At 58.4% G+C, this 11,312-nt stretch carries 8 protein-coding genes; 6 read left to right on the top strand and 2 right to left on the bottom strand.

Annotated features, from left to right (window positions below):
* Window positions 1-24 precede the first annotated feature (24 nt).
* The 4 genes from dnaE (at window position 25) to recO (ending at window position 6,343) form a co-directional block, all read left to right on the top strand.
* Window positions 25-3,447, top strand: coding sequence for a DNA polymerase III subunit alpha (gene dnaE / locus GSP01_RS04730; RefSeq protein ID WP_141351233.1), 3,423 nt, complete (start codon window positions 25-27; stop codon window positions 3,445-3,447).
* Between the two features lie 194 nt (window positions 3,448-3,641).
* Window positions 3,642-4,439, top strand: coding sequence for a 30S ribosomal protein S2 (rpsB, locus tag GSP01_RS04725; protein WP_141351231.1), 798 nt, complete (start codon window positions 3,642-3,644; stop codon window positions 4,437-4,439).
* Between the two features lie 101 nt (window positions 4,440-4,540).
* Window positions 4,541-5,449: a translation elongation factor Ts gene (tsf, locus tag GSP01_RS04720; RefSeq protein WP_141351228.1), complete on the top strand. Its 909-nt coding sequence runs from the start codon at window positions 4,541-4,543 to the stop codon at window positions 5,447-5,449.
* Window positions 5,450-5,578: 129 nt separating this feature from the next.
* Window positions 5,579-6,343 (top strand): DNA repair protein RecO, encoded by a 765-nt coding sequence (gene recO, locus GSP01_RS04715; RefSeq protein WP_141351226.1) that lies wholly within the window; start codon window positions 5,579-5,581, stop codon window positions 6,341-6,343.
* Here recO and GSP01_RS04710 read toward each other — a convergent pair.
* On the bottom strand, window positions 6,337-6,813 hold the full coding sequence (locus GSP01_RS04710) for a hypothetical protein (protein ID WP_141351223.1): 477 nt from the start codon (window positions 6,811-6,813) through the stop codon (window positions 6,337-6,339). The two genes, recO and GSP01_RS04710, sit on opposite strands and share 7 nt — an antisense overlap.
* On the opposite strand from GSP01_RS04710, the gene parC reads away from it, so the two are divergent.
* Window positions 6,790-9,000, top strand: coding sequence for a DNA topoisomerase IV subunit A (parC, locus tag GSP01_RS04705; protein WP_141351221.1), 2,211 nt, complete (start codon window positions 6,790-6,792; stop codon window positions 8,998-9,000). The two genes, GSP01_RS04710 and parC, sit on opposite strands and share 24 nt — an antisense overlap.
* Before the next feature lie 18 nt (window positions 9,001-9,018).
* Here parC and GSP01_RS04700 read toward each other — a convergent pair whose 3' ends face one another.
* Window positions 9,019-9,741 carry an arginyltransferase gene (locus GSP01_RS04700; protein ID WP_141351219.1) on the bottom strand — a complete coding sequence of 241 codons (723 nt, stop codon included), beginning with the start codon at window positions 9,739-9,741 and terminating at the stop codon, window positions 9,019-9,021.
* Between the two features lie 155 nt (window positions 9,742-9,896).
* Between GSP01_RS04700 and cls the strand changes: the two genes are divergently transcribed.
* Entirely contained in the window at window positions 9,897-11,309 is a 1,413-nt protein-coding gene (gene cls, locus GSP01_RS04695; protein WP_141351217.1) for a cardiolipin synthase, read from the top strand.
* The last annotated feature ends 3 nt before the right edge of the window (window positions 11,310-11,312 follow it).

Below are 11,312 nucleotides of genomic sequence, written 5' to 3'. Positions count from 1 at the left end.
ACGCGTCCCTGATAGAATAGCGGCATGTCTCATGCCGATTTCGTTCATCTAAGAAACCATTCCGCTTATTCCCTGAGTCAGGGCGCGATCCGCATTCCGGAACTCGTGAGTCTGGCGGCCAAGAATGGCATGCCAGCGGTGGCACTCACGGATAGTGGTAATCTGTTCGGCGCGCTTGAATTCTCGCTGTACTGTCGTAGCAACGGTGTCCAACCGATAGTCGGTTGTCAGATTTCACTCCCTCCGCGCAGTACCAAACCTGGAGCGATGTCCGAGCCGCTGGTGCTTCTGGCGCGGAATGAGGAGGGACTGGAAAATCTTCAGATCCTGTCATCTGAAGGCTTTTTGAATGGTGATCCTGCTGATCCTTCGGTTGCGATCGATTTTCTGTGTCAGCATGCAGCGGGACTATTTCTGCTGACAGGCGGCAATCGCGGGCCAATCAACAAGCTAATCCTTGAGGAACAGAAGTTTGAGGCGCAGGCGCTTCTAAGCCGTCTGGAAGAAGCTTTCCGGGGAAATATCGCAGTCGAACTGAACCGGCTGGGAGAGGCGGGGGAGCAGGAAGTCGAAAGTGTCCTGATTCCAATGGCGGACCAGATGGACATTCCGCTGGTAGCGACCAATGAGTGTTTCTTTCCGAGGCCGGAAATGCATGAAGCCCATGATGCGCTACTGTGTATCGCGCAGGGGCGGACCATTGCGGAAGACGACCGTTGGCATGTATCTCCGCAGGCCTGGTTCAAGACGCCTGCCGAAATGCGGGCTGTCTTCCATGATCTTCCGGAAGCCTGTGACAATACGCTGATCATTGCCCAGAAATGTGCGGTGGCAGCTTGTACGCGAAAGCCGCTTCTGCCGATCTGCCCTAAAGTTCGCGAGGGCTCGACGGAAGAAGAGACGCTTCGGGCTATGGCTTGGGAAGGGCTGGAAAAGCGCCTTGAAGCGATCAATGCGGATGAGGAAAAGCGCAAGCTTTACTCGGAACGCCTGCAGGTGGAACTCGATATCATCGCAAGGATGGGCTTCCCGGGCTACTTCCTTATCGTTGCCGACTTTATCCAGTGGGCAAAAGCGCATGACATTCCGGTAGGCCCAGGGCGTGGATCAGGTGCAGGTTCGCTGGTGGCGTATGCGCTGACGATTACGGATATCGATCCCATTCCATTTGGACTGCTGTTCGAGCGCTTTCTGAATCCCGAACGCGTTTCCATGCCGGATTTCGATATCGATTTCTGTCAGGACCGACGTGACGAGGTGATCCGTTATGTGCGCGAAGAATATGGTGGAAGCCGTGTGGCGCAGATCATCACGTTCGGAAAGCTTCAGGCCAAGGCGGCCGTGCGCGATGTCGGCCGTGTGCTGGGGCTGCCTTACGGCATGGTCAACCGTGTTGCCGAGCTGATCCCGAACAATCCGGCCAAGCCTGTTTCCCTGTCCGATGCGATTGATGGGGAGCCGCGGCTTCAGGAAATGCGGGACAGCGATGAGTCGCTCAAAAGGCTCATGGAAATCGCGTTGCAGCTTGAAGGCCTGTACCGTCATGCCTCTACGCATGCCGCGGGTGTGGTGATTGGTGATCGCGAACTGGTGGAGCTGGTGCCGCTGTATCGCGATCCAAAGAGCGACATGCTCGTGACGCAGTACAACATGAAATATGTTGAGCAGGCTGGTCTGGTGAAGTTTGACTTCCTCGGCCTGACAACGCTCACCATTCTCAAGCGTGGTCTTGATTTCCTTAAAGAACAGGGAATTACAGTCGATCTCTCACGTATTCCATTGGACGATGCGAAGACGTTCGAGATGCTGGCCAAGGGCGATACGGCAGGCGTGTTCCAGTTCGAAGGCGCGGGCATGCGGGACATGCTCAAGCAGATGGCAGCCAGTCGGTTGGAAGATCTGATTGCGGGTGTGTCGCTATATCGTCCGGGGCCTATGGCAAACATTCCGGATTACTGCCGTCGCAAACATGGCGAACCTTGGGAGCCGCCTCACGAGGAAATTCGAGATATTCTTGAAGAGACCTATGGGATCATGGTCTATCAAGAGCAGGTCATGCAGATCGCCCAGAAGATGGCGGGTTACAGTCTGGGGGGCGCGGATCTGCTACGGCGGGCGATGGGTAAGAAAATTGCCGCGGAAATGGAGAAGCAGCGCGCGATCTTCACTGAGGGTGCAACGGCGCGCGGTATTCCTCAGGAAAAAGCAGTCGAAGTCTTTGATCTTATGGCTCGTTTTGCGGATTACGGCTTTAATAAATCACATGCTGCAGCCTATGCCTTGGTGTCCTATCAGACGGCCTGGATGAAGGCGAATCACCCGGTCGCCTTTCTTGCGGGCTGTATGTCTCTGGCACGGGAAAAGACGGACAAGCTGGCAGCTCTGTGTCAGGAAGCACGGCGAATGAAGATTCCTGTGTTACCCGTTGATATTAATAAATCTCTTGCTGATTTTTCTATAGAAACGCTGGAAGACGGGCGTCAGGGGATTCGTTATGCGCTGTCAGCCATCAAACGTGTAGGCGCGGCTGCGATGCAGAGTGTCGTGTCATCCCGTGGCGACAGGCCGTTTCAGGACCTTACGGATTTTGCGGAGCGCTGCGATCCGAAGAGCCTGAACAAGATCCAGCTGGAAAGTCTTGCAAAAGCAGGGGCTTTTGACCGCCTTCTCAAGGAACGGCATATCGTTTTTTCGAGCGCCGATATTCTGTTGCGCCGAGCTCAGGCGCGGGCGCAGGAGCAGCAAATGGGTCAGGCCGGACTGTTCGGAGGCGCGGGTCAGGAGCGTGAGATTCTGCGCCTGAACGAAGGTCGCCCCTGGCCTGACTTTGAACGACTCTCACTGGAAGCGTCGGCCATCGGGTTCCACATGAGTGCACATCCGCTGGATGCGTATCGTAGTGTCCTGCGGCGCTTGGGTGTGACGCCATCAAACGCACTGGAAAATGCTGCAAAAACAGGGACTACGCGCGTCAAGATCGCAGGCTGTGTTGTGGATCGCAAGGAGCGGCCGACACGGACCGGCAAGAAAATGGCTTGGGTCAATCTGTCCGATAGCGGTGGCGGATGTGAGGTCACGTTATTTTCCGAAACGCTGATATCCTGCCGGGATCTGCTGGTGGCGGGACAGGCCATTCTGGTGACGGCGGAGCTCAAGGTAGATGGCGATGCGCTGCGAATTACCGCGCAGAATGTCATGGATCTTGAGGTTGCGGCTGCGGCCGAGCGTTCGGAAATTCGAGTTTGGTTGAAGGAGGATGCGTCCCTGCCAGATCTGGCCTCTTTGCTGGAAGAGGTTCAGGGAGGTTTGGGGCGTGTGAAGTTGCTGCCTTCTGTCGAGGAGACACAGGATGTCGAAATCTCCATTCCGGGATATTACCGAGTGACACCGCGTCTTGCGGAGCGGCTGCGGACATTGCGGGGAGTTGAGAACGCCTTACAGGTCTGATCGGGGGCGTATGTGTGAAACTCTGCTGACAGGTCTTGCGTCTGTGAGCGTTTTCCGTCATATCGCGACCGTTCTTCTCAAGGGGATTTCTCCTGATGAGAACAATCCGCACGCATGGCTCTGGGTTTTCTGGTGTCCTGATTTTAAGGACGTTGCCATGCGGAGGTTCAACCAGACGCAAGGAATTTTGAATCATGGCAATGCCTGATTTCACCATGCGCCAGCTGCTCGAAGCCGGCGTTCATTTCGGTCACCACACCCGTCGCTGGAACCCGGCTATGGCGCCGTACCTGTTCGGTGTGCGCAACCAGGTCCACATCATTGACCTGCAGCAGACGGTTCCGATGCTGGACCGCGCCCTGAAGGTTGTCCGTGACACCGTTGCAAACGGCGGCCGCGTCCTGTTCGTCGGCACCAAGCGCGCTGCGGCTGACCATGTTGCTGAAGCTGCACAGCGTTGCGGCCAGTATTATGTCAATCACCGCTGGCTCGGCGGTATGCTGACCAACTGGAAGACCATCACGGGCTCCATCAAGCGTCTGCGCCAGATCGACGAAATGCTGGCTGGTGGCACAGCTGGTCTGACGAAGAAGGAAGTTCTCGACATCACGCGTGACCGCGAGAAGCTCGAGCGTTCCCTCGGTGGCATCAAGGAAATGGGTGGCCTTCCCGACCTGCTGTTCGTGATCGACACGAACAAGGAAAAGCTGGCGATCGAAGAAGCCACGAAGCTTGGCATTCCGGTCATCGGCGTTCTGGACAGCAACTCCAACCCTGCTGGCGTGACCTACCCGATCCCGGGCAACGATGACGCCATCCGCGCCATCACCCTGTATTGCGATCTGGTTTCCGGTGCAGTTCTCGACGGTATTTCCGCCGAGCTGGCTGCTTCGGGTCAGGACATCGGTGCTGCCGAAGAACTGCCGGCTGAGACGGCTGTTCTGGAAGCCGCTGCAGCTGAAGGCGCAGAAGCTTCCGCTTCCGCAGGCTGAACAGACTGCCGGGGTCCGGTTATGGAAAACGGCAACTGAAACATGGCATGCGGCCGGGCGAGTTCGTCCGGCCGCATGATCTTTTTTAAGGGATGAGATAAATGGCAGAAATCACAGCAGCCCTGGTCCGCGAACTGCGCGAAGCCACCGGCGCAGGCATGATGGATTGCAAGAAGGCCCTGACCGAAGCTGCCGGCGACATGGACGCCGCCATCGACTGGCTGCGCACGAAGGGTCTGTCCCAGGCTGCAAAGAAGTCCGGTCGCACGACGGCTGAAGGTCTGGTTGGCGTTGTGTCCGCCAAGAACCGCGCCGCCATGGTCGAAGTCAACGCAGAGACAGACTTTGTTGGCCGTAACGAAGCTTTCCAGGCATTCGTCGAGCAGGTTGCTCATGTTGCGCTCGAAGTCGGTGACGATCTGGACACCATCAAGGCTGCCAAGGTTCCGTCCGGCCGTACGGTTGCTGACGAACTGACGCACCTGATCGCCACGATTGGTGAGAACATGGCCATCCGTCGCGCCAAGGTCCTGTCGGTCAAGTCCGGTGTTGTTGCCAGCTACGTCCACAGCGCACTGCGTCCGGGCATCGGCAAGATCGGCGTTCTGGCCGCTCTGGAAGCGCCGTCCGAGTCCGATGCCCTGCTGACGCTGGGTCGCCAGATTGGCATGCATGTTGCTGCAACCCGTCCTGCTGCCCTGGATGTTGCCAGCGTTGATCCGGAGTCCCTGGAGCGTGAGCGCGCCGTTCTGATTGAGCAGGCTCGTGAGTCCGGCAAGCCGGAAGCCATTATCGAGAAGATGGTCGAAGGCCGTATCCGCAAGTTCTATGAAGAAGTTGTTCTTCTGGAGCAGGTGTGGGTTCTGGACGGCGAGAGCCGCGTGTCCAAGGTTGTCGAGAAGGCTGGCGCAAAGCTGGCTGGTTTCGAGCGCTTCCAGCTCGGTGAAGGCATCGAGAAGGAAGAAAGCGACTTCGCTGCTGAAGTCGCTGCTGCCGCTGGCACCAAGTAAGGTTTTCCGTTTCTGCCCTGAGCCGGGTCTGTCTGGTTCAGGTCTGACGTGAAAGTCTATAAAGGCCCCTGTGCGCTCTGGCGTGCGGGGGTTTTTTGCGTTTTGGCGTATGGATCGGGGAGGAAGACGATGGAATGGGAAGCGGCGGCGCTGGTTCTGTCCGTCCGGCCTTACGGCGAAGGAAGCACCCTTGTCCATCTGTTCAGCGAGGAGCAGGGGGTTTCGCATGGCATGGCACGCGGGGGAGCGTCTCGCCGTCAGGCTTTCTTGTGGCAGACCGGCAATCTGGTCATGGCGCGCTGGCGGGCGCGACTTGCGGATCAGCTTGGGACTTTGACGGCCGAGCCGGTTCAGTGTGTGGCGGGGCGCATTCTGGATGCTCCGCTGCAGCTTGAGATGGTGAGCAGCGCCTGTGCGCTGGTCGATGGGGCGTTACCGCAGGGTGAAGCACATCCGGAGCTTTTCATGCGGCTGGTCCGTCTTCTGACGCTGATTAACGTGGCGCCTGAGCCTGCGCCGATGGGCACCTACCTGCGCTGGGAAACCCTGCTTCTGGCAAGGCTCGGCTATGGGCTGGACTTGTCGGAATGTGCGGTGACGGGCGCGCGGGAGAATCTGCTCTACGTGTCGCCACGGTCGGGGCGGGCGGTAAGCCGGGAAGGGGCTGGCGAATGGAGGGACAGGCTTCTTCAGTTACCCGCATTGATGATGGATGAGACGCAGGATGGAACACCCGAAGACTGGAAGGATGGTCTTGCGCTGACGGGACATTTTCTGTCGCGCTGGGTCTTTGGCGTGCGCCACCAGCCACTGCCCGCAGCACGGGAGCGGCTGGTGGAGTATGTGCAGCGGCTTCAGTCTGCACAGGACGTTGATATGGAGTCCGATCAGTAAAAAACGTGGCTGGGGCCGGGGCGTAGACCGTTGACGACGTCCAGGTCGGCCGTGCTGTCCCAGACGGACCAGTCCCAGCCCGGATGCTGGTTGATCTCGGCCGTCATGCGCTGCTCCTGCGCGGTATCGATCGGATGACTGGTCTTATAGGCAGCATAGGCTGTCTTATTACCGATATAGACGCAGCCGCAGGCGATGGGGTCGGCATAGAGCAGGACCGGCTGCCCGTTCTGTATGCGGTAAGTCAGGGTGTTGGGGGGCAGGAGGTTCATCATTGCCCAGCGTGCGGTCGTATCGGCAGGGTGTGCCCTGAACCCGGCCAGCGCGAAGGACACTTCCGCCTTCTGGACCGGGCGGTAGGGTGAACAGGCCGCTGGCAGGATAAGGAGAGCGCTGGACAGAATGGCACGCCAGTGTCTAAGTCCTGCACGAAAGAGGGGAGATGCATGGGAACGGATCTGGCTGGTCATATCGAGGATACCAAGCTCGCTGAGGCTCTGAGCGAGCGATATATTGCGTATGCGATGTCGACAATCATGTCGCGGTCCCTTCCGGACGTGCGTGATGGCCTGAAGCCGGTACACCGCCGCCTCCTTTATGCGATGCAGCAGTTACGCCTTGATCCCACATCAGGGTTTAAAAAGTGTGCACGTGTCGTCGGTGATGTGATCGGTAAATTCCATCCGCATGGCGATGCCTCCGTATATGAGGCGCTGGTGCGTCTGGCGCAGGATTTTGCTGTCCGCTATCCGTTGGTCGAGGGACAGGGTAATTTCGGCTCCATCGATGGCGATGGCGCAGCGGCCATGCGATATACCGAAAGCCGCCTGACGGAAGTGGCGCAGGCACTTTTGGACGGCATTCAGGACGATGCGGTCGATTTCCGCGCGACATACGACAACGAAGATCACGAACCGATCGTGCTGCCGGGGACGTTCCCGAACCTGCTGGCCAATGGTGCGGCAGGCATTGCCGTGGGCATGGCGACGAGCATTCCTCCGCATAATGCCGCCGAAATCTGCCGGGCCGCCAAACTTCTGATCGAAAACCCGGATGTGACGATCGCCGAACTGGTGGATCTGATGCCCGGCCCGGATTTCCCGACGGGCGGCATTCTGGTTGAAGAGCGTGATTCTATTATCCGCTCTTACGAAACAGGCCGTGGCAGTTTCCGGACCCGCGCACGTTGGGAAGTCGAACAGGGCCGGTTTGGTACTTGGATGATCATCGTCACCGAGATTCCGTATCAGGTGCAGAAATCGCGCCTGATTGAGCAGATCGCGGACCTGATGGAACAGCGTAAACTGCCGCTTCTGGGCGATGTGCGCGATGAGAGTACGACCGATATCCGCCTTGTGCTGGAACCCAAGACCAAGGGTGTCGAGCCTGAAGTTCTGATGGAGACACTGTTCCGCAATACGGCGCTTGAGAACCGTTTCAGTCTGAACATGAATGTTCTGGGCGGTGATCGCGTTCCGGGTGTGTTGTCTCTGAAAGAGGTTCTGCGGGCGTGGCTGGACCATGTGCACGAAGTACTGGTGCGGCGCTCGAACCATCGTCTGGCGGCTGTCCTGCGGCGGCTGGAAATTCTTGAAGGTTTCCTTGCTGTTTATCTGAACCTCGACGAGGTCATCCGCATTATCCGCGAGGAAGACGAGCCCAAGGTCAGCCTGATGGCAACGTTCAGCTTGACGGATGTTCAGGCCGAGGCCGTGTTGAACATGCGCCTGCGTTCGCTGCGACGGCTTGAGGAGATGGAAATCCGGCGGGAGCGGGACAAGCTTGCTGACGAGCAGAAGGCGCTTGAAACGCTGCTGGGTTCGGAGCGTCGGCGCTGGACCCGGATCTGCAAGGATCTGGATGGCACGATCAAGAAATTCGGGTCTGGCCCGCTCGGAGATCGTCGAACGCTGATTGCTGCGGCGCCGGAGCCGGTGGATATTTCGGCAGCACTGGAAATCGACCGTGAGCCGCTGACGGTTCTGTTGTCCCGCGAGGGATGGATTAGGGCTATGAAGGGCCATGGGCTTGATCCGCAGGGACATCGCTTCAAGGAAGGCGATGAAGGTTGGCTATCAGTTGAATGCCAGAGTACGGACCGGCTGTGCCTGATCTCCAGTAGTGGTAAGGCCTATACCATCAAAGCGGCGGACCTGCCGCGCGGGCGCGGGTTCGGGCAGCCGTTCCGGACTGTGGTGGACGTGCCGCAGGAAGACCGGATTGTGATCCTGTTCCCCGTTTCAGACGAAGGGCGCCGTCTGATCGCATCCGCATCAGGGCGTGGGATGATCGTGTCCGAAGCCGGGCTTGTGGCGGAAAAGCGCACGGGCAAGCAGGTCTTCAACGTCAAGGACGGTGATGAAGTCTTTGCCTGCATCCCGGTCAGTGGCTCGCATGTCCTGACACTGGGGCATAACAAGAGGGCGCTGATCTTCCCGCTGGAACAGGTTCCGGAAATGACCCGTGGAGGCGGTGTCGCGTTCCAGAAACTGGGTGACAGCACGCTGCGTGATATGCGGACCCTGACCCTGTCTGAGGGGCTGTTGTGGCAGGAAGGCCAGCGGGTTCGATCGGCCGCAGATCTGACACCGCTTGAAGGTCGCCGTGGCGCCGTGGGCCGTGCTGCGCCCCAATGGATGCTGCGGAACAAGGGCTAAAAATGAACAGGGGCCTGCTCAGGCCGGGAGTGTCCCGGTCAGCAGGCTCCAGTGACCGTCACGAAAAACTTCGGCAGGCCCAAAGGCGGCTTTATAGGCCATCTTTGGGCTGCCAGGAACATAATAGCCCAGATACAGGTGTTCCAGCCCCATCCGGGCAATCTGTTCGATCAGCCACAGGATCGAAAACGTTCCCCAAGACGCAGTCAGATCGTTGACGTCATAAAACGTGTACACCGCAGACAGTCCGTCCGAGAGACGGTCAATCAGGCTGACACAGACAAGCGTGCCATCCGGACGACGGAACTCGGCCAGAAACGTTTCGACCGGCGTGTTGGCGATCAGCTCGGCATAATCGCGCCAGCACATATGGGCCATGTCGCCATCAGGGTGACGGACGGCCTGATACATCTCGAACAGACGGAACTGCTCGTCCGTAGGAACCGGAGGCACCATGTTGACGATAAGATCAGCGTGGCGATTACGGATTTTTTTCTGGGTCCGGGTAGGGACGAACGTTTTTGCCGGAATGCGTATGGGAGTACAGGCGCGGCAGCCGACGCAGACCGGTGCATAGGCAATGGCATGGCTGCGGCGGAAGCCGGCCTGGGACAAGCGGTTGTGCAGGGCTACGGCGTTGGGGCCCGCCAGTTCGGTCAGAACCTTGCGTTCTGTGCGGTCGGGCAGATAGGGGCACGGGGCTGGAGCCGTTGTGTAGAAGAGCTGTGGGCGATGTTGCATGGGACGCTCTCCTTTTTTGAAAGACGGGACCGGAAGATGATCCTATCGTAAGGACGGGTGCTGGCGCATCCTTCATCTTTGCGAAAGGATGATGGAAGAAGATCCGGGGGCTGATGTGTTGTTTGCAGCACAGAATATCCACCGCAGGGAGATTTATGACGCACTGGACCGTTTTCCACATTTTCATGCAGATCCTGCGCTGGACGCTGCCCTTGTTCGTCACGGTTCATGCTCTGCTGCACAAGCGCGATACGGCATCCTGCACGGGCTGGATCGGCATCTGCTGGATTGCGCCTGTTCTGGGGACGGTGCTGTACCTGATGTTCGGAATCAATCGTGTCCGGCGCCGGGCACAGAAAATGGTCAACCGGCATCTGTGGGAAGGGCGCGACCCCCTGGCGCAGTACCGACAGACGGTGGATGGCGATCTGGCACTGCTTTCAAAGATGCTGGGGCGTCTGACGGAACGGCCATTGATGCGAGGCAATTCGATCACCTGCCTGCATGACGGGGACAATGCCTATCCGGTCATGCTGGAGGCAATCGGTCAGGCTAAAAAATCGGTCATCCTGTGTTCCTATATTTTCCGGGATGACGAAGTCGGGCGGCGTTTTGCCGAGGCTCTGGTGGCGGCGAAGCAGCGCGGGGCCGAGGTCAGGGTTCTGGTGGACGGGATCGGGAGCGGATATTTCCGCTGCGGGATTGAGCGCCGACTGCGGCATGAGGGGATTGCCTGCGCACGCTTCATGCACTCGGTCTGGCCCTGGCGCATGCCGTTCATTAATCTGCGTAATCACCGCAAGATCCTCGTGGTGGACGGGACCATCGGCTTCATGGGTGGCCTGAACATCGGCGAGGAGAACATGCTCCGCTTACGGACGAAGCTTCCGGTGGCTGATACGCATTTCCGAATTCAGGGGCCGGTCGTGCATCAGCTGGCTGTGGCGTTCGCCTGGGACTGGTCGTTTACGACGGGTGAGGAACTTAAAGGCGAGCGTTATCTGCCCGAGCCGTCTCCTGTGGGTGATGTGCCGATGCGCATTGTGACGTCAGGGCCGGATACGGATCTGGAGAAGATCGAATACGGGATGTTGCAGGCTTTCGCGCTGGCCCGCAGTCATATCTGGGTCATGACGCCATATTTCCTGCCGGATGACCGCTTCTCGACGGAGCTTATTCTTGCGGCCTTGCGAGGCGTGGTGATTGATATCGTCGTGCCTAAAAGCAGCAATCACGCTCTGATCGACCATGCGCGGGATGCCAATCTGCGGCCGTTTCTGGATGCGGGCTGCCGGGTGTGGATGGCCGATCCTCCGTTTAATCATTCCAAGCTGATGGTAGTGGACGATGAATGGAGCTTTGTGGGCAGTGCCAATATTGACATGCGCTCTCTCCGGCTGAATTTCGAGATTAATCTGGAAATCTATGACACGGGCGTGGCGAAAGAACTGTCCACGTTCATGCAGACGCATCGCCGCAATCGTCTGACTCATCATGATCTGGATAGTAAGCCGTTCCTGATCCGGATGCGTAATTCGGCGATCAGGCTGCTGCTTCCGTATCTGTAAGGT

Origin of the sequence: Gluconobacter sphaericus NBRC 12467 (genome assembly GCF_006539125.1) — a bacterium.
GTDB classification, from domain to species: domain Bacteria; phylum Pseudomonadota; class Alphaproteobacteria; order Acetobacterales; family Acetobacteraceae; genus Gluconobacter; species Gluconobacter sphaericus.
This window is presented reverse-complemented; position numbering and strand designations above follow the sequence as displayed.

What these genes read in the sequence shown, in the direction of transcription:
- dnaE (WP_141351233.1), top strand. Translation starts at nt 25, where the DNA reads ATGTCTCATGCCGATTTCGTTCATCTAAGAAACCATTCCGCTTATTCC.
- rpsB (WP_141351231.1), top strand. Translation starts at nt 3,642, where the DNA reads ATGGCAATGCCTGATTTCACCATGCGCCAGCTGCTCGAAGCCGGCGTT.
- tsf (WP_141351228.1), top strand. Translation starts at nt 4,541, where the DNA reads ATGGCAGAAATCACAGCAGCCCTGGTCCGCGAACTGCGCGAAGCCACC.
- recO (WP_141351226.1), top strand. Translation starts at nt 5,579, where the DNA reads ATGGAATGGGAAGCGGCGGCGCTGGTTCTGTCCGTCCGGCCTTACGGC.
- parC (WP_141351221.1), top strand. Translation starts at nt 6,790, where the DNA reads ATGGGAACGGATCTGGCTGGTCATATCGAGGATACCAAGCTCGCTGAG.
- GSP01_RS04710 (WP_141351223.1), bottom strand. Translation starts at nt 6,813, where the DNA reads ATGACCAGCCAGATCCGTTCCCATGCATCTCCCCTCTTTCGTGCAGGA.
- GSP01_RS04700 (WP_141351219.1), bottom strand. Translation starts at nt 9,741, where the DNA reads ATGCAACATCGCCCACAGCTCTTCTACACAACGGCTCCAGCCCCGTGC.
- cls (WP_141351217.1), top strand. Translation starts at nt 9,897, where the DNA reads ATGACGCACTGGACCGTTTTCCACATTTTCATGCAGATCCTGCGCTGG.